This is a genomic window from Grimontia sedimenti (genome assembly GCF_011045095.1).
GTDB lineage: Bacteria > Pseudomonadota > Gammaproteobacteria > Enterobacterales > Vibrionaceae > Enterovibrio > Enterovibrio sedimenti.
Genome location: NZ_JAALDL010000002.1, coordinates 454,755 through 472,668, shown reverse-complemented (window position 1 = coordinate 472,668; position 17,914 = coordinate 454,755). Strand labels below are relative to the sequence as shown.

The 17,914-nt window shown below is 47.6% G+C and carries 16 protein-coding genes; 10 read left to right on the top strand and 6 right to left on the bottom strand.

Annotation, left to right across the window (positions count from 1 at the left end; translation table 11 throughout):
* The first annotated feature begins 21 nt into the window (after positions 1 to 21).
* From pabC to G5S52_RS04875, 5 genes are all read left to right on the top strand, one after another.
* A complete protein-coding gene (gene pabC / locus G5S52_RS04895; RefSeq protein WP_165012029.1) occupies positions 22 to 831 on the top strand; it encodes an aminodeoxychorismate lyase in 810 nt (269 codons plus the stop codon).
* Entirely contained in the window at positions 828 to 1,841 is a 1,014-nt protein-coding gene (gene mltG, locus G5S52_RS04890; protein WP_165012028.1) for an endolytic transglycosylase MltG, read from the top strand. The genes pabC and mltG overlap by 4 nt, the downstream gene beginning before the upstream one ends.
* On the top strand, positions 1,838 to 2,473 hold the full coding sequence (gene tmk, locus G5S52_RS04885; RefSeq protein WP_165012027.1) for a dTMP kinase: 636 nt from the start codon (positions 1,838 to 1,840) through the stop codon (positions 2,471 to 2,473). The genes mltG and tmk overlap by 4 nt, the downstream gene beginning before the upstream one ends.
* Complete coding sequence (gene holB / locus G5S52_RS04880; RefSeq protein WP_165012026.1) at positions 2,463 to 3,431, top strand: DNA polymerase III subunit delta'; 969 nt, start codon at positions 2,463 to 2,465, stop codon at positions 3,429 to 3,431. Before tmk ends, holB begins: the two co-directional genes overlap by 11 nt.
* Before the next feature lie 81 nt (positions 3,432 to 3,512).
* Positions 3,513 to 4,289, top strand: coding sequence for a TatD family hydrolase (locus G5S52_RS04875; protein WP_165012025.1), 777 nt, complete (start codon positions 3,513 to 3,515; stop codon positions 4,287 to 4,289).
* A 52-nt stretch (positions 4,290 to 4,341) separates the two neighbouring features.
* Here G5S52_RS04875 and G5S52_RS04870 read toward each other — a convergent pair whose 3' ends face one another.
* The gene (locus G5S52_RS04870) at positions 4,342 to 7,122 is read right to left on the bottom strand and encodes a M16 family metallopeptidase (protein ID WP_165012024.1); all 2,781 of its coding nucleotides are present in this window, start codon (positions 7,120 to 7,122) and stop codon (positions 4,342 to 4,344) included.
* A 479-nt stretch (positions 7,123 to 7,601) separates the two neighbouring features.
* Here G5S52_RS04870 and ptsG point away from each other — a divergent pair, with 479 nt between their 5' ends.
* On the top strand, positions 7,602 to 9,035 hold the full coding sequence (ptsG, locus tag G5S52_RS04865) for a PTS glucose transporter subunit IIBC (RefSeq protein ID WP_165012023.1): 1,434 nt from the start codon (positions 7,602 to 7,604) through the stop codon (positions 9,033 to 9,035).
* 81 nt (positions 9,036 to 9,116) lie between these two features.
* On the opposite strand, the gene G5S52_RS04860 is transcribed toward ptsG, so the two are convergent.
* Positions 9,117 to 10,016: a LysO family transporter gene (locus tag G5S52_RS04860; protein ID WP_165012022.1), complete on the bottom strand. Its 900-nt coding sequence runs from the start codon at positions 10,014 to 10,016 to the stop codon at positions 9,117 to 9,119.
* 119 nt (positions 10,017 to 10,135) lie between these two features.
* Positions 10,136 to 11,056: an HDOD domain-containing protein gene (locus tag G5S52_RS04855; RefSeq protein ID WP_165012021.1), complete on the bottom strand. Its 921-nt coding sequence runs from the start codon at positions 11,054 to 11,056 to the stop codon at positions 10,136 to 10,138.
* Positions 11,057 to 11,510: 454 nt separating this feature from the next.
* Here G5S52_RS04855 and G5S52_RS04850 point away from each other — a divergent pair, with 454 nt between their 5' ends.
* From G5S52_RS04850 to G5S52_RS04835, 4 genes are all read left to right on the top strand, one after another.
* Positions 11,511 to 12,095 carry a TfoX/Sxy family DNA transformation protein gene (locus G5S52_RS04850; protein WP_002541741.1) on the top strand — a complete coding sequence of 195 codons (585 nt, stop codon included), beginning with the start codon at positions 11,511 to 11,513 and terminating at the stop codon, positions 12,093 to 12,095.
* A 142-nt stretch (positions 12,096 to 12,237) separates the two neighbouring features.
* Positions 12,238 to 13,206 (top strand): DNA-binding transcriptional regulator DsdC, encoded by a 969-nt coding sequence (dsdC, locus tag G5S52_RS04845; RefSeq protein WP_368737452.1) that lies wholly within the window; start codon positions 12,238 to 12,240, stop codon positions 13,204 to 13,206.
* Between the two features lie 315 nt (positions 13,207 to 13,521).
* Positions 13,522 to 13,971 carry a TetR family transcriptional regulator gene (locus G5S52_RS04840; RefSeq protein ID WP_165012019.1) on the top strand — a complete coding sequence of 150 codons (450 nt, stop codon included), beginning with the start codon at positions 13,522 to 13,524 and terminating at the stop codon, positions 13,969 to 13,971.
* Between the two features lie 19 nt (positions 13,972 to 13,990).
* Positions 13,991 to 14,368, top strand: a complete 378-nt coding sequence (locus G5S52_RS04835; RefSeq protein ID WP_165012018.1) for a hypothetical protein — start codon at positions 13,991 to 13,993, stop codon at positions 14,366 to 14,368.
* A gap of 236 nt (positions 14,369 to 14,604) precedes the next feature.
* Here G5S52_RS04835 and G5S52_RS04830 read toward each other — a convergent pair whose 3' ends face one another.
* From G5S52_RS04830 to G5S52_RS04820, 3 genes are all read right to left on the bottom strand, one after another.
* Complete coding sequence (locus tag G5S52_RS04830) at positions 14,605 to 15,162, bottom strand: outer membrane beta-barrel protein (protein WP_165012017.1); 558 nt, start codon at positions 15,160 to 15,162, stop codon at positions 14,605 to 14,607.
* A gap of 181 nt (positions 15,163 to 15,343) precedes the next feature.
* On the bottom strand, positions 15,344 to 15,844 hold the full coding sequence (locus tag G5S52_RS04825) for a response regulator (protein WP_165012016.1): 501 nt from the start codon (positions 15,842 to 15,844) through the stop codon (positions 15,344 to 15,346).
* Positions 15,841 to 17,796 (bottom strand): ATP-binding protein, encoded by a 1,956-nt coding sequence (locus G5S52_RS04820; protein WP_165012015.1) that lies wholly within the window; start codon positions 17,794 to 17,796, stop codon positions 15,841 to 15,843. Before G5S52_RS04820 ends, G5S52_RS04825 begins: the two co-directional genes overlap by 4 nt.
* Positions 17,797 to 17,914: the final 118 nt, after the last annotated feature.

Below are 17,914 nucleotides of genomic sequence, written 5' to 3'. Positions count from 1 at the left end.
TTTATTGTGCAGGGAATACGGATGATCCTCATAAATGGACAGCAAGTAGATACCGTAGCTTTCAGTGACCGGGCATTTCAGTACGGTGATGGTGTGTTCACCACTGTCTTGGTGAAAAATGGCCAGGCTTGTGATTGGGGTCGACATAAAGCGCGTCTCGAGCAAAACGTTTCTGCGCTGCACATTGAAGGTGTAGATTGGTCATTGGTATATCAGTGGGTCGACACTGTTGCGGATTCACTTAAAGGGACTGAAAGGGCAATACTCAAAGTCATTGTGTCCAGAGGCTCTGGTGGTCGTGGCTATAGCGCGGCGGGTTGCAACAAGCCAACAGTGACGGTTTCATCTCATCCATTTCCAACACAGTATCTGTCATGGCGGGAAACGGGCATTTCATTGTCTCTATTGGAGCAACGTATTGGCCAATCTCCATTAGCAGGCCTCAAACACCTTAACCGTCTAGAGCAAGTCATGCTCAAGCGAGAGGTCGAAAACTGTGATACGGAGGATGGTGTTGCCTGTGACATGAACGGACATGTCATTGAAACCTCTGCCTCAAATATTTTTTGGCGAATTGACCAAACCTTGTACACACCTTTACTTACTACTTCCGGTGTTGCTGGTACTATGCGGGCTCAGGTTATCTCAGTGGCCCAAGCGCTGGGTTACGCCACCAAGGAAGTATTGGAAACGCCTGACAGTTTGCTGAAAGCAGACGAGATATTCATAACAAACGCAGTAATGGGTGTCGTGCCTGTTCACTGTCTTGAAGGGAAAAACTACCGCGACTTCGATGCTTCTAGCGCGATCGCCTTAAGGTTGGATGTGTGATTAAGAAACTTGCGCTGATTGTATTGTTTTTAGCGCTGGCGGTTGCCGGCGGCGCGTACTGGGCTTATACCCAAATTGAAAATTACGTTAACAGTGATATTAAACCGACAGAAACCTTGTTAGTAAATGTACCAGAAGGGTCAAACTATCACTCGTTCACCCGCAAACTGGTGTCAGATGGCGTTATTGATGCGTCTCAATGGTCGCGTTGGGCAGCGAAAACCCATCCGGAGTTGACCAAACTGAAAGCGGGCACTTTTCAGGTTCAGCCAGGTATCAGTCTTGCTGAGCTTTTTGCTTTAGTGCGTTCTGGAAAAGAACACCAGTTCACCATTACCTTTGTAGAGGGCAGCACCTTTAAAGAGTGGCGCGAGCAACTGGCGGAAACAGATTACCTGACCCACGACACTGCCGATCTGACTGAAGTACAAATTGCAGAAAAACTAGAGTTGGAAGGTGAGAAAGTAGAAGGTCTGCTTTTACCTGAGACCTATCACTATGTGGCCGGTCAAAGTGAGCTTTCTATCCTGAAACGTGCCGCAATCCAGTTACAAGCTGCACTGGATGAAGCTTGGGGTTCGCGTCAGGAAGGGTTACCCATCAAGTCGGCTTATGATTTGTTGACGCTCGCTTCTATTATCGAGAAAGAAACCGCGGTTGATAAAGAGCGTGGAAAAGTCGCTTCTGTTTTTGTTAACCGCCTAAATAAGAGAATGCGTCTGCAAACTGACCCAACGGTCATTTACGGCATGGGTGACAGCTATGACGGCAACATCCGTAAGAAAGATTTACGCACCCCAACGCCATACAACACCTACGTGATTTTCGGCTTGCCGCCAACGCCAATCGCAATGCCGGGTAAAGCGTCTATTATTGCTGCAGCAAACCCTGCAGATACCCCATATTTCTATTTTGTGGCCGACGGTTATGGTGGCCATACGTTTTCCAAAACACTCGCACAGCACAACCGTGCAGTGAGAGAGTATTTAAAAGTATTAAGAAGCCAATGAGTAACGGAAAATTTATCGTCGTTGAAGGTCTGGAAGGCGCGGGTAAAACCACAGCAATCCGCAACGTTATCGAGACACTGAAAGCCCAAGGTATTTCAGACATTGAAACCACCCGTGAGCCAGGTGGAACGCCACTCGCAGAGCAAATGCGTGCATTGGTGAAAGAGGGGCACCCCGATGAACCTTTAACCGACATGGCGGAGCTGTTGCTGCTTTACGCGGCGCGCATTCAATTGGTTGATAACGTCATCAAGCCCGCACTTGCCAGAGGCGCTTGCGTGGTGGGCGATCGCCATGACATGTCATCACAAGCATATCAAGGCGGTGGCCGCGGATTCGATCAGGATCTGATGCAGAACCTTCGCGACACCGTATTGGGCGATTTCCGTCCTGACTTTACGCTGTATCTTGACCTTGACCCTGAAATTGGCCTTCAACGCGCAAAAGCACGTGGCGAATTGGATCGAATTGAAAAGATGAAGCTGGACTTCTTCCACCGTACCCGTGCTCGTTACCTTGAGCTGGCAGAGGCTGATGACAGCGTTGTGATTATCGATGCTTCGCAGGGCATTGACGCGGTATCGGCAGATATTCGTAAGGCACTGGAGAACTGGCTGAATCATGCAGGCTAAGCTCTATCCTTGGCATCAGGAAATCTGGCAAAACTGGCAGCAATTGCTCGGTCAGGAGCGCTTACATCACGCTGTACTTCTAAGTGCACCAAAAGGAAGTGGCAAGATTGAACTTGCCGCCATCCTAGCGAAAACCATTCTTTGTAAGAATGGGGTCACTGAGCCTTGCGGCATGTGCCATAGCTGCCAATTGTTTGATGCTGATACGCACCCAGACTTTCACTGGTTGAAACCAGAATCTGAAGGCAAACAACTGGGTGTCGATGCGGTTCGTGCAGGCAATCAATACGCGTGGGAAACCTCTCAACTAGGAGGCCAACGCGTTATTTTGATTCAAAATGCGGACCGGATGGGTGAAGCGGCCGCCAACGCTCTGCTGAAAACTCTGGAAGAGCCACCATCGCACTGTCACTTCATTCTCCTATCACAATCGATGGACACCATGTTACCGACGGTTGTCAGCCGCTGTAACAAGTGGAAACCCAAACTGCCGGAAGAAGCAGTGGTTAAGCGTTGGGTTGAAGGCGAGTTGTTTGAGTCTGTTCCTCTGCAAGTGCTGCGCATTAACCGTGGGGCACCGTTAGCGGCGAAAGCATTCATTGAAGATGGCAGCGTCGGTAAGCACAAGGCACTAGTCGATGCGTTCGCTGAGTTTGTAAGTAAGAGGCAGGGGCTTTTTTCTGTCACTGACCTTATCGTTAAGGCACAGCAGGAAGGGCTGCAATGGCTGAGCTTCTTGATGCTGGATATCATCAAGGTTCAGCAAGGCTCAGATGAAGCGATTGTCCACTGTGACGATATGAAAACCGTCCAGAACCTAGCTTCGGCCTTACCTCAGGCAAAAGTCATGTCACAACTGATGGCCTTGAACCGCTTGAAAGCAGAGCTTTCAAAGCATACCGGCCTTAACAGTGAGCTCCTTATCAGCCGCTGGCTGACCGAATTTACTGCTTCCTAAATAGCGCGGGATGGTGAGCTATCCCGCTTCAAATATCGTATAATCGTCCGCTTTAGTCAGAAACCTACCGGAGAAAAAGACGTGCTAGTCGACTCGCATTGTCACCTCGACAAACTCAACTACGAAGATTTACACGCTGACGTAGGCGCAGTGGTAGAAAACGCCAAACAGCGCGGCGTAGATTATCTGCTGTCTGTGGGTGTGACGCTGAAAAGTTTCCCAAAAATGATGGAGTTGATTCGCCCGTTCGATAATGTGTTCGCGTCATGTGGTGTTCATCCGCTGGATATCGAAGAAGGCTTTGATTACGACACACTGAAAGCACTGGCTTCAGATGATCGTGTGGTCGCGATTGGTGAAACAGGTCTGGATTATCACTACCAGCCAGAGCCTGCGGAGAAGCAGAAAGACGCTTTCCGTCAGCATGTTCGTTTGGCGGTGGAGCTGAACAAACCTCTGATCATCCATACCCGTATGGCACGAGAAGACACGCTGCAAATTCTACGTGAAGAAAATGCGCAGAAAGTCGGTGGTGTTCTCCATTGCTTCACCGAAAGCTACGAAATGGCAGAAGCAGCGATTGAGCTGGGCTTCTACATTTCTATTTCTGGCATTGTTACCTTCAATAAAGCCTCTGAACTGAAAGACGTGGTGCGTCGCCTGCCGTTGGAAAGACTGCTGGTAGAAACGGACTCGCCGTATCTGGCACCAGTTCCATTCCGTGGCAAGGAGAATCAGCCTGCATATGTGCGTGAAGTCGCGGAATATGTGGGACTGCTGAAAGGCGTATCTGGCGATGAAGTCGCTAAGGTCACCACAGAGAACTTCTTTAAGCTGTTTTCTCAGGCGAAGAAGTGAGAATAGGCAAATATAACGAAAAGCCGGGGATTATATCCCCGGCTTTTCACATTTATGGCGCTGACGGCAAATTTGTTACGTCTATCCGGGTGGCGGATTTTGACGTAAATGCTTTCAGATATTGGTTTATATCTTCTTGTGTTAACGAGTCAATTACGCTGTCAGGGTTAACCACTGCAAGGGGGTCTGCATCTGCGAGGACGTAATTAAACATCATCCGCGCCTGCTCTTGTGGTTGTGATAATCCATCTTGCAGAGCATGAGATAACTGCTTCGAGGTACTGCTGAATTCCTCTGATGTCGCTCCATGTCCAATAGAGTCGGCTATCTTGTCCAGCGCATCTCGTGCCTCTTTTCGTTTTATGATTGAAGAGCTCATGACAATAAGCAATTGCTGAGTATCTGCACCTTCAGGCCACATCACAAACGAGTAGGGAGAGTAATCTAAACTCCCTGTCTCTCGGACTTGTTCTGTCAAACGGGAAGTAAGAATACGTCCCGCAATATCTGCCAGAAAGTAATCCTTGGTCGTTTTCTTCTCCGCATCCCGGGCGAACATGGTAAACAGCTCCACATTGTTACCTTTTGGACCAAAAGCAATGGTAAGTTCTTCTTTTTTCGGATCTAACTTCACGTCATACAGGCCTTCAGACGGCAAGTCTTTGAACGTCATGCCAGCGAGATAAGTTCGGGCAAGTGGTTTGAATTCATCGACAGCGATATCTCCAGCGATGACATAAACAAGACCTCGATTTGTCCTCATCAGATTGTTATAAGCCATCCTAACGTCACTGGCACTGACTTTTTCATAGTCCTCATGCGTGAGGGTGTGGCGAACTGAATTCTCATCATAGATTTCATTTGAAACAGCCATCAGTGCTTTACCGTCAACGGACTCGAGGTATTGACGGTTATTCTTGATGAATTGCGCTTTATGACGTTCGAACATCTCTTCATCCAGCGTGGCGTGCTGGAAGCCTTGGAACATGGAAGCAAGCACTAAGGGTAAAGAGGATTTGGTGGAGCTACCATAGAATCCATGTAGGTGTTCCCATACCATAGGCTCTATATAGGCATTCTCTTTGACCATCAGTCGGTTGTAGTCATTGAACGAGAATCCGCCAAGACCACTTTCAGAATAAGCGCCCGGCATCAACAGACCCGCAGGGCGCAAAGAGGCTGGAAGTGCTGCTAATCCGCCTTTAGAGCCCGCGTAAACATGAATTTCATCACCTGAGTTTGGCATGTGTCTCAGGTAGACAGTAACGCCATTGCTGAGTTGCCATTGGGTAGTGTTGGCATCGAGATCTTGTATCGCCACGATCTCACCGGTTTTGTCAGGCTGAGGGAAGTCCGAAACCACGTCTGGCAGCACTAACACATTACCGGTTTGATTGAAGGCCTTTTGCATATCAGCAATTAAAGCCAGTTGTTCCTGCTTTACTTGCTCAGTAGGGTAGATGTGATGTTCTAATGCAACGAGCGATTGCACATCCTTGGTCGTGAGCAATGATTTGAGTTCTTTATTGAACCAGGCTTTATCTGCGCGGTTGACGAAGACGGTCGACAATGACTTGTAGGTCTCCGGTGACAAAGTCTGCCTGCCTATCATGCGGAAAAAGACATGGTCTTCGGCATAGTCGCGTGCGGTATAGTTGTCAGCGAATGTTGACTCAAGCATCAGGAAATCACTGGTTTGAGCTTCAATTTCCGGCGTACTCAGTCCCTGATCACGTAAGGTGGCCAGTTCCTCGCCAAGAAACAGCATTGCTTCCTGCTGATTCTTCGTTTCGTAAGAAACCTGAATGCTAAGAACCATGCGCTCAAACGACTGGATCAACTGTGCATGAGTGCTTTGTACAGGAGCATTGAGATCCCTGGCGCGGTCATTCAAGCGAGTGCTGATAGCATTCGACAAAATGCTTGCGGCAGCAAAGTTTTCAAAGTCAGCTGCTGTCTCCATTGGGTTTGCACCCAAATCAAAGAGCAAGGTCGTGGAGGGGAATGAAACATCATTCACCCGAACGAAACTGTTTTCTCCACGGCTTAGCGGATAGATTTTATGCATCGGAGCGTGTTGATCTGTCGCCGTCCAGGTGGCGAAGAGTGCGCTGATCTCCTTGAGGGTCGACGCTGCATCGACATCACCTGCTATGAAAATCTCACTGCGGCTTGGTGTGTAGTGGGTTTGATAGAAATCTCTTAATCGATTTTCCGAGATATCTCGGATGCTATCTTCGGTACCAAGGACATCCTCGTCGACGTTATATAACTGTTCGGCAATCAGTCGATAGATTTCAAAGTCGGCGCTGCTTGCGTCGCTGTGACCCTGAAAAGAAAAGCGAAACTCCCCTAACACTACACCTTGTTCCTTGGTGATCTCTTCGGGGTCCAACGTCAGTGAAGTCGCGATTTCCCGATACCAAGCCAAAGTATCAGAGAGCTTCTCATTTGAAGGAAGGTCTACCTGGTAGACGGTATGAGTGTATGAAGTAAACGCGTTGAGATGTTGAGCAAAAGCCACACCTTCTTCGCCAAGCAGCGAGACAATTTCATTTTTAGGGAAGGCTTCGCTGCCATTAAACGCCATATGTTCCAGGAAGTGGGCGTAACCTTTCTGATCTTCGGCCTCGTCTCTTGAACCTGTACGAACCATGAAGCGTGTGGATACGGCTTGGTTGGGCAACTCCTTAATGTGAACAGTCAATCCATTCTCTAATGTTTGGGTCTGCCAACTACTATCGGCACTGAATGGCTGATCAATCAAAGTGCTTTGACAGCCGGTGACAAGAGCCACCAACATCAAGCAAGCAAAGTGTTTTATTGTTTTCATCTTTATTCCTGTCTAGCCAGAACTGGACTGAAAATATACGGCAAAGCAGAGGTCGGACTGAAAGTAACTGACTGGGTTTGCGAGTTATACATGGTGCAAATGTATGGCAATGAAATATTAACAAATACATGCGGTTAAGTGATAAATCTCACTGTAACGGGGAGAGGTGATTTAGCACTAATTTCGTTACATTAAATAACTTAAAGTGGAACAGGATTTTGTTGAACGAAGATCAATCAATCTCAGCGCTAATTTCATTTAAGTTGTTTTAAAACAATGGTTTAATGAGTATCAAAAGTGCTAACCAGACTGTTTTGTGTGTGATCTATATTTACTTTCTGAACAACAAAATCGTGTTACGTAGTCACTGTAACTGAGCAGTCTTATATTACTCAGCGAATTACATAAGTTACTGGGTTGTCGAGAACTCGCATCGGTTTGAGTTTAAAAGCAACTCAATATTAATCAGGAGCGTTTTTATGTTTAAAAACCTGTTTGCGAACATGCAAAAAGTCGGTAAGGCGCTGATGCTGCCTGTATCGGTTTTGCCGGTTGCGGGTATCTTGCTGGGTGTTGGTGCTGCCGACTTTAGCTGGCTACCTACAGTTGTTTCACAAATCATGGAAAGTGCCGGTGGTTCGGTATTTGGCCAAATGCCACTGCTGTTTGCAGTAGGTGTTGCACTTGGCTTTACCAACAACGACGGTGTTGCAGGTCTAGCTGCAATCGTTGGTTACGGCATCATGGCTGCTACGCTGGGCGTTATGGCACAAGTGATGGGTGTAGAGAAGATCGATACTGGTGTGCTTGGTGGCATTCTGGTTGGTGGTGTGGCTGCTTGGGCATTCAACCGCTTCTTCCGTATCCAACTGCCTGACTACCTTGGCTTCTTTGCGGGTAAGCGCTTTGTTCCAATCATGACCGGCTTCTGTGCTATTGGTCTGGCACTGCTGCTTTCTGTTATCTGGCCACCAATCGGCGCTGCAATCGGTGCTTTCTCACACTGGGCAGCTAACCAGAACCCAGTAGCAGCATTCGGTATTTACGGTATCGTTGAACGTTCTCTTATCCCATTTGGTCTGCACCACGTCTGGAACGTACCTTTCTTCTTCGAAGCTGGCTCTTGTGTGAACGCAGCGGGCGAAGCGCGTACTGGTGTACTGACTTGTTACCTGGAAGCAGACGCGGCGTCTCGCGCAGCGGGTAATGGCTTCGGTCAGCTGGCTGGTGGCTTCATGTTCAAGATGTATGGTCTGCCAGCAGCAGCGATTGCAATGTGGCACACCGCGAAACCAGAAAACCGCGCGAAAGTGGGTGGTATCATGGTTTCAGCAGCGCTGACTTCATTCCTGACTGGTATCACTGAACCAATCGAGTTTGCATTCCTGTTCGTTGCACCAGTTCTGTACGTTATCCACGCAATTTTGGCAGGTACTGCATTCGTACTGACTAACCTGCTGGGTATGGTTCACGGTACTTCATTCTCACACGGTCTGATTGACTTTGTGGTGCTGTCTGCGAACTCTCAGAAAATGTGGCTGTTCCCAATCCTGGGTCTGTGCTACGCAGTGTTCTACTACATCGTATTCCGTGTTGCTATTGTGAAGCTGGACCTGAAAACTCCAGGTCGTGAAGACGAAGATGAAACTTCAGCAGCGGCTGAGGGTTCTGAATCTGAAATGGCGAAGAACCTGGTAATGGCTTTCGGTGGTAAAGACAACATCACAGGTTTGGATGCTTGTATCACACGTCTGCGTGTCGCTGTAGCAAGCGTTGATAAAGTTGACCAAGACCAACTGAAGAAACTGGGTGCGGCTGGCGTAGTCATGGCTGGTGGCGGTGTTCAGGCTATCTTCGGTACCAAGTCTGACAACCTGAAATCAGACATGGACGAGTGGATCCGTAATAACTAATTGATAATAGCGTTCCCCCTCGCTATTAAAAAAGGAGAGCTTAGGCTCTCCTTTTTCTTTGTTATGTCGTCGCGTGATTCATCATAGAGCAACAAAGAAAAGCATGAGTATCGGAACCAGTAAGCTCAGGATAAACCCACTGACGATAGCAATAGGCACACACTTCACACCGCCCGTGGTTTGAATGATTGGAAGGGTAAAGTCCATTGAGGTTGCGCCACCGTAACCGATAGCGGTGAGAGGGTAGCGGGCAATAAGCAGAGGAATAAGAATAATCGCGACAAGCTCGCGGGAAAGTTCCAGCATAAATGAGGCACCACCATAAACAGGGCCAAGCGCATCACCCATCAAAATCCCTGCCAAAGAATACCAACCAAAACCAGAAGCCATCGCCAAACCATAGTTATATGGAAGGTCGAGAATCCAAGCGGCGAGAAGCCCACCCAACCAAGAAGTCATGATGACGATCAGGGCAACGCTCAGCCCTTTCTTGTTCAGAATAATTTGTTTTAGTGTCATACCGCTGTTGCGAAGCTGAATGCCAATCAGGAAAAGAAGGATAAGTAGAATACCTTCGCTGGCAGGGTCAACCCAATCCAGAGGAATCCGAAGAACTAATCCGAGAATGAGGCCACCACCCACGACAAACACCAGTTTGATGGACTCCATTGCCATAGCAGAAATCGGTACTTCACGTTTGTGTTGTTCGGTTTTAGTTTTGAGTACCTTATCTAAAAGCGGCAGGGCTAAAAGGTTACAGATTCCGATACAAAAGAAGAAGGTGACTGCAAGAAGCAGGATCTGATTGAGGTTGCTGGAAAGGTTATCCAGCGCAGCAAGGCTGAGTCCCATTAAGCCAAGAATGACAAAGACGAGATGGGACGTGGAGCGATTGATTTTTTCGAGCAAGGATGCCTTTTTGATCGTAATGAAATAGCCAACGACCAGAGGCAGGAAGATATAAAGCATGCCGGGAAGCATTCGCGTAAGACCTTATTGATAAAAAAGAAATCGCGATGAGAGTATCAGTCGCGATCCAATCAGGTCAATCTGTGTGCGAAAACTAGGTCAAAATTTCAGTGGGAACTGAAATGCCAGCATTAAAAACCACAGTTATCGATAATGTTATTCAGTTGACTTCGAAAGTCCCTTTCATTCAAATTCGACAGCTCATAGAGCGCCTCAGCACCTGCCAACGTGATTTCCACTTCATGCTCATCAATGTCTTCATCTTTGGCTCTGAACATCAGCAAATGATTCGCCATCTTAGCGACATCCAGATAAGAAACGTCTTCGCTGGCTTTTCTGATCCGGCGATTGAGCGACACTTCTACAAAGTCTAAATCGAAGCCCCAGCTTTTAAGTATGAAACGACTGGCTTCACGACTGACGGTGAAAAAGACGTGGCTGGCGATTTCAAAATCCAGATAGTTACCTTCTTCTGTGTAGTCGTGAAACGCCTTCACCGCGCTGTAAATTCCAATGTCAGCCAACAGGCCAATTAACAGGGATTTTTCGACTTCGAGATGGAGGTTTTCTTCATCATAACCACGCACCTTTTGACATAGCAGTGCCATGGTGGAGCCAAACTCCCGAGACGACGTCGCGCTTTTTTTCAAAAGGGCATTGCATTCTTTGCTGAAAGGGGAGTTGGTTTTCAAGGTTTGGATCGCATGAGCGGTTGCAATGCCGAGTACACGTTGAATGCCTAAACGGGATACCGCCATGTTGATGTCATGACAAGGACGGTTGTTGCGTGGGCTAAATACCGCAGAGTTTGCAGAGCGAATCACTGCTGCGGTCAGCGTGGCATCATCAAGGAGCAAGGTCGCTACATCGCGGACAGTTGTATTGGGCTGATTACAGGCGCGCTGGAGCTTAACGACGACGTCAGGAATGGGAGGAAGCTCAAGAGTGCCATCTTTCAGCTTGCGATAAACACGCTGGAAAAAATCAGTTTCTATGGCTCTGAGGTATTTTTCACGGTCAGGGGAGACCCAGAATAACGATAGATGATCCATCTTTTTAGACTCGAAAGAACGCTGAGTTAATAGTAATTGTCTCGTGTTTTAATTGAAATACATCTGTTGATAAATTTGAACGAAAGGCACTTTACGCCCTTATTTGTATAGCTATCCATGCAAGGTGCTGGCTGACGATCTTATTAGTAGATAAAACGCAAGATTGATCAGCTGTAAGTGCCAGTTTTTGAAGTAATCTAACGTTTGTGAAGAAATCTCTCTGCAAAAAAACGCAACAATTTGCGAGTGTAACCGCTCAATTAACATGATATAAACATAAAAATTACATCCAATAACCGTGACGAATGTTGCAAAATGGCTACAGTTTTCGGTGTTGGGTGATCTGGTGCATGGTTTTCTATGCCCTAATGCGTCATCATTAATTCGCGTTGAGAAATTACGATATTTAAACCGAAACTTTTTGGTTTATTTTATGGGGAGAAAGGAGGCACACGTGTTGGAAGTTAAAAGTGGCTTTGTAGAGTACTTGTCGCAGTTTGGCGAGACTGAAAAACGTTCAATGTTCGGTGGAACTGGCTTCTTCGTGAGCGGAGCTATGTTCGCACTGGTTAAGGAAGACCGTATTTACCTGCGTGGTGGTAACGACCTAACGCAAAATCTCATCGACAAAGAGTGCAAGAAATTCGTTCACGTTAAGAAAAGCTCTACCGCTATCGTGAACTACTATGACATCACTGATCTTTACGAAACGGAGGATCAGGGGTTGGATGTGATGGTAAAAAAGTCCGTAGAGAATTCGGTAGCAGAGAAAGAATACCGCGACTCCAAGCTCAACAAGCGTCTGCGCGATTTACCCAACTTGCGTTTGACCATTGAGCGTATGCTCAAAAAAGCGGGCGTAGAAGATGTAGACACCTTCTTCTCAATGAGCCCGGAAGAATTGTTCCGTAAAGTGCAGGAGGCACACGGTTACGATGTCGACGTGAAATTACTGTGGATGTTCGCTGGTGCCCAAAACGGTACTCACTGGACATTGCTGAGCGAAGAAACCAAACAACAACTACTTCGCGCAATCTAACTTATATCTCAATGCCCAAAAAGCCGCTTAAAGCGGCTTTTTTATGCCCGCATCTTAGGGTCAACAGACCCTATCGTTAAAACCAGATCTGTTATTTCAAGTGATGAATCTCGCCTGGTGATTGGCTGTGTGTACCCAAAAGGTGATTATTGCTAAAGTCTCCGTATCACCCAAAAAACAAAATAAAACAATGAAATTGCCTCAGCTTTCTTCTTCCTTACTTGCCGGATTGCACTGTTTCTCTGTGGTGGCTGAAACCATGAGCTTCACACGCGCAGCTGAAGAGCTACACCTGACACAGAGTGCGGTTAGTCACCGGATTAAGAAACTAGAACAGCGATTGGAAGTGTCATTGTTTGTTCGAAGACCTCGCCATTTATCCCTTACCAACGAAGGAGAGCAGTTAAAGTTGGTGGTGACCGAACAGTTTTCTGCCATCAGCTTTAAACTCCTTGAACTCAATCGGGCCAAGCCTTTTGGTGACTTCATCATTTCAGCCCCGCCGACGTTTTCACAAAAGTGGTTAGTGCCAAAACTTGCCCAGTTTTCAGAGGCTTTCCCAGATGTCACCTTACATCTCAGAACCCGAAATGATCTTATCGATTTCAAAGCCGAAGCTTTTGATTGTGCGATTTACTTTGGCCATGGACGCTATAACGGTCTAATCAGCCATCACCTGATGGATGATGCCATCGTGCCGGTTTGCAGCCCTGAATATGCAGAGCGCCATTCACTTTTCGACAACCCAGAGAAACTGGCTCAGTGCCAGCTTTTGCATGATGCGGCCCCATGGGCAAGCGCCAGTCTAAGCGATGAGTGGCTTTATTGGGCCAATGCTAACGGACTTGAACTCAATGGCACCAACCATAGTTTTGATCGGGCAGATCTTGCTTTGGATGCAGCAACATGCGGTATGGGCGTGGCGATAGGCCGCATGGCTTACATACAGGATTATCTGATGTCCGGAAGATTGGTAGCACCGGTAGATCGCCCTGTTAAGTCACCCTACAGTTTCTATCTTGTCTATCGGGAAGAACATCAGGGAAACGCAAAGATACTGGCCTTCAAACAGTGGTTGGACAGCCAGTTAAGCGCGCTGAATAGCGCCTAACTTTACTTATCAATTTGGACATTGTCGCCCGAAGGGAGGCCCTCAATGCGCCCACTTCTTCGTTAAATTCCGCGGAAATAGAACGACTATTCCTCGCGGAATTTGCCTCGAATTGAACGCATTGATGACCTCTGAATGCGAGTATCTTCAGGTTGTTTGGGTATAAAGTGACCGCTAATTATAAAAAACCACTGCGAAATCAGGTAACATTTGCGACTAGGAATGTGAACTATCTGAAGATAAACGCGCGAGTAACAGCGCGATGGCTGATGTAACCCAGCGCTGAGCGCTGATTTGGGTGGGTTTAAGGGAATAATGGCGAAGAACACCAAGCAAGGCGCTTTAGAAACAGAGGCGCTTATCTATCGCACCATCGTTGACATCTTTATGGAACAAGGTTGGGATGCTGTCACTTACGGCTCTATCGCCAAAAGAACCGGGCTGAGCCGAAGCGGTATCCAACGTGTCGTGCCCACAAAAGAAGATATGGTAAGTGCATTTCAAGGGCAGGTACTGGCTTACGTCACCAGCCAAATCGACTCAACTGACAGTGAATCCATCAAACGAACCTGGATTGAAGCGCTCTCCGAAACCAAATTTTCTAACTGCATCCGTTATCTATTGGGTGCGGTGAATGGGGGCGAGCAAGGCAAACAAAAAGTCGCCTTTGGTGTTACCAAACTGATTGAGCAATTTGGCCAGCCCATGGTCATTGAGCTTATCGGCTTATCAACGATTTACTTATTAGAAATCGACATTGAGTAATCATTTCAGGAGCTAGGCAATGAGAAAAACCGGTCTGAGAGGATTGGCGTCAGGGACTGCTCTCGCAGTTATCTTGGCAGGTTGTGCCATCAAGCCCGCAGAAGAAATCACAGTGTATAAAACCAAAGGTGCGGTTCAGTGTGAATCGTCAGGCATGAGTATCTTTGAGAGTGAGAGCTTGCTGAGAAATAGCGGCGTAGATGTTATTTTCTCGCAATGTGGAGTTCTTGAAGGGATGAGCTTTGCCCAGATGTGTGGTGGAAAAACCGGTGATATTTTGGTTCACACCATCAACGCACGTTATGGAGACTTGGCCGCTTCCATGGGTTATGAGCCTGTCGCAACGCTAATCACTAAAGACACACCTAAGGGTTTTAATGTGGCGGATTGCCAATAGAATCATCACCTAATACCAATCACAGTAAGTAGGTGATCAGAAATAGCGCAGGAAAAATGCTCGAGAATAAGGCGGGAAATTTCGATAAGTAGTTATTCTACAATCAAATTTTTCAACGCAGTTATCGAGCATTTTAACAAGCTAGGATGAGCAGATATTTACTACGATTGGTATAACGTCAACAGAACCTAGAAAAAAGGCCTCTCGAATGAGAGGCCTTTTTAATGTTCCGTCGCTTAGAACTTAAAGCGGGTGGTGAACATGAACTGGTCACCGTAAGCTTCATTGAAGCGCAGCTGAGAACCGATAGAGAACAGCTCAGTCGCGTGGAAGCGAGCATTCACAGAACCGAAAATGTCATCGTCGTCATGGATAGATAGATGACCGATTTCAGCACCTACTTCCAGTTGTGGGCTTAGCCACTGACGAAGACCCAGGTTTACTTCCACACCAAACTCTGTGTCGTGGTTGTATTTTCCACGCTGCTTCATGGTGCGAAGACCCAGCTCACCATAGACGTCTGCCCAGTTGTTTACTGGCGCATGGAAACCAATCGCTGCAGTGGTATCGAAATCAGATTCGAACTCAGTGTCGATTTCGGCGCGGATGTGCGCATTCGGGTGAATCGAAGTGCTGAAACCAACACCGTATGTGACTGGGCTGATACCAACGCGAGCTTCAAAGTAGTCGTAGCTGAAGTTGCTCATGGTTGTGTCGTTAGCAGCACTTGCAGCAGAGAAGCCAGCAGAAGTCGCGGCAGCCAGCAAAATACCGGCAATCTTGGTTTTGCGCATCAAAAGGGTCTCGTGAAGAAAATATTGTGTGCGTATTCTAATAGAAGTCGCTTTTGCGAAACAACAGCATAGCACCTTAATCTGGCGCTATGACCGTTATTTTGTACTTAAAAGGCTGATTTTTTGACCACTCACGACATTGAATGTCAGGAATTAGGGCCTGGTCACCCTAAGTGTCGACTCAGTTGTCAGAGTAGCTCAGACGGTTATTGCTGATAGCTTCCATAATACGTTCCGCATCCAACACACTTACCCAAGGGAGCAAATTACTGTCGTTCTCAATAACAAAGGTGGTGAGCTGGTCAATCACCACTTGTTGCAGCGTATCGCCGCTCCAAGGTTTAGCGATAAAGTAATCCAGGCTGGCGTGATTGACCGCCTGAACGGTTTCTTCTAACCCCGCTTGTCCGGTTAGTAACAGCTTTCTGGCCTTTTGGGTTTCCGCCGAGCTATTCAGCTCAATCAGGAAATCCACGCCGAGATCTTCCGGCATAATGTGGTCACAGAGAATAAGTGCTAACCGCAAATCATCTGCGCTGGCTTCGGCCAAAATCTCTTTGGCCTCCGCGACCGACTCCGCCGCTTCAATGACAAAATGGATTTCCAGCGCTGAAATGTCGTTTACCACGCTATCCAGAACATCGCGTTCATCGTCTACACATAAAATAAGGTACTTACTCATTTGTCCTCCATGTATGGCGCGATAAGGGGAGAATAGGGAAGGGTCACTGTCATCGCGGTAAATTCGCCCGGTGAGGAACTCACGTTAATGGCACCGCCATGATGCTCAACAATCTGGCGACAGACAGAAAGCCCAATACCAAGCCCGAAATGGCCTTCACGCTTGGTGGTATAGTTGAGTTCGAAGACTTTATCTTTGATCCCTTCAGGAATACCGACGCCGTTATCCATCACAGTGACTTTGACGGCTTTGCGGCTGCGATAAACGGTTTCGCGGGTTCTAACTTCAACCTCGCCATTTTGCCCCACAGCATCCAGCGCATTGGAAATCAGGTTGGTCCAGACCTGTTGCAATGCAATGGGCATGCAGCGGATAGGTCGCAACTCGCCATAATCTTTGACCAGTGTAATGCGCTTTAGCTGGTTCTCGAACATCACCAAGGTGTCTTCAATGCCTTCGTGAATGTCGACTTCATGCATGGTTTCGTCGTCCTGACGGGCATAGGTTTTGAGACTTTTCACCATATCGGCGATACGTCTTGCGCAGACATTGGTCGAGCGAAGCAAGCTGCCTGCTTGATAGAACATGTCCCATTGATTGAGGGTGTGCTGGAACTCGTTGCCCAATGCCTTGGTCCAGAACGCCACATCATCAGGTTTATCCAGCCCCATATTGACGGCTTTTCTGGCGAGGTTGCGGTTACCCACAAGCGGCTCAATGTCTTTGGCGAGTTTGCGGGCATCGGCTGTCGACATCGGACGAGAGAGCAGCGCTTCCGCCATGATTTGATTCGCTTTCTCGCGCGCTTGGGTATTTAGCTCAACATTAATGAGGGTGCCAATGTTATCGCGAAGGGTTTCGCTATTGCGCAAAATCGCAGAAACCGGGTTATTGAGCTCATGGGCGACACCAGCAACCAGTTGCCCGAGCATCGCCATCTTTTCTTTCTCGATAAGTTGCTTGTGCGCCAATTCCAGCGATTGCAGTGTTTGCTGGAGTTTCACTTCTGTCGTAATGCTGCGTTTTAGGCGACGGTTAAAGTGGCGAAGCAGATAGTTAGAGAACAGAGGCAATAAGTCATTGCGGGCCTGCATCACTTGGGAAAACAGATTTCTGTTGAGCTTCAACACTTTGGTTGGCTGAAGGGTAATGCCCGTTGAGAAGGACACATCGCCAGTCACGAAAGACATACCGCCGATCAAGCTACCTTGGCCAAGCCTTGCCACTTCATGTGATGCGCCAGTTTCATCGCGTTTGAGTAGCGCGACTTCCCCTTCCACCACAAACCAAAGGAATGAGTTGGGTTTGTCTTCATGAGTAAGGATGTGGTCTTCGCTGTAAAGGCGACTAACGTTGTGCTCACTGCTTTGCTCGAAGTAATCCGATATGCCATCAATCAGTTGTTTAGACAGTTCTTCGTCCGAGACGCCCAGTGAAGATTCGATAAAGCCGCTGCGATAGGAAGCCAGTTTTTTCTCGATGTGAGCATCCAACAATCGGCGTTGATCCAGCGTGTTGCAGTAACGCAGAAGATCGTCCGTATTAAATTCCAACACGAATTGCGTGAGTTCTTTTCTTGCCAACTCACTGATTTCATTGTCCGCCCAAGGCTTGGTGAGACAATAGTTCAATCGCCCTTCGTTGACGGCCTGCATGATTTTTTCCAAATCCGGCTGGTCGTTAAGCAGCACGGTTCTGGCACCATGGGAGGCAGGATGATTATCAATATTAATCAGAAGGTTGATACCTTCATCTTCTCCCAGTGTGTGGTCGCAAATGAAAAGGGAGACCCGGCGATCTTCCCGATGGAGTTGCTCTAATATTTCACTGGCGGCCGCAGCATTGTCGGCGCAGATAAGGTCGAAGGTTTCGGTAAAACCAACCAATTCGTGTTCAATTCGCGCCAATACAGAAGGGTCGTCGTCCAGACACAGGATGACATTGGAATTCATGCGTTTACCGTTAAATCTCTATTTTTTGTGAGTGTATCGCTTTGCCCGTCTTTAAGCTGAGAAGAGCGCTGCAAACTGACACATAATTTAAGAAAACGCCGCTGCCTAATAGGGTTAT

Bases quoted from the DNA above. Each gene is read 5' to 3' on its own strand.
- pabC (WP_165012029.1), top strand. From the start codon at position 22: ATGATCCTCATAAATGGACAGCAAGTAGATACCGTAGCTTTCAGTGAC.
- G5S52_RS04860 (WP_165012022.1), bottom strand. From the start codon at position 10,016: ATGCTTCCCGGCATGCTTTATATCTTCCTGCCTCTGGTCGTTGGCTAT.
- holB (WP_165012026.1), top strand. From the start codon at position 2,463: ATGCAGGCTAAGCTCTATCCTTGGCATCAGGAAATCTGGCAAAACTGG.
- G5S52_RS04830 (WP_165012017.1), bottom strand. From the start codon at position 15,162: ATGCGCAAAACCAAGATTGCCGGTATTTTGCTGGCTGCCGCGACTTCT.
- G5S52_RS04825 (WP_165012016.1), bottom strand. From the start codon at position 15,844: ATGAGTAAGTACCTTATTTTATGTGTAGACGATGAACGCGATGTTCTG.
- G5S52_RS04835 (WP_165012018.1), top strand. From the start codon at position 13,991: ATGAGAAAAACCGGTCTGAGAGGATTGGCGTCAGGGACTGCTCTCGCA.
- G5S52_RS04870 (WP_165012024.1), bottom strand. From the start codon at position 7,122: ATGAAAACAATAAAACACTTTGCTTGCTTGATGTTGGTGGCTCTTGTC.
- ptsG (WP_165012023.1), top strand. From the start codon at position 7,602: ATGTTTAAAAACCTGTTTGCGAACATGCAAAAAGTCGGTAAGGCGCTG.
- tmk (WP_165012027.1), top strand. From the start codon at position 1,838: ATGAGTAACGGAAAATTTATCGTCGTTGAAGGTCTGGAAGGCGCGGGT.
- G5S52_RS04840 (WP_165012019.1), top strand. From the start codon at position 13,522: ATGGCGAAGAACACCAAGCAAGGCGCTTTAGAAACAGAGGCGCTTATC.
- G5S52_RS04820 (WP_165012015.1), bottom strand. From the start codon at position 17,796: ATGAATTCCAATGTCATCCTGTGTCTGGACGACGACCCTTCTGTATTG.
- G5S52_RS04855 (WP_165012021.1), bottom strand. From the start codon at position 11,056: ATGGATCATCTATCGTTATTCTGGGTCTCCCCTGACCGTGAAAAATAC.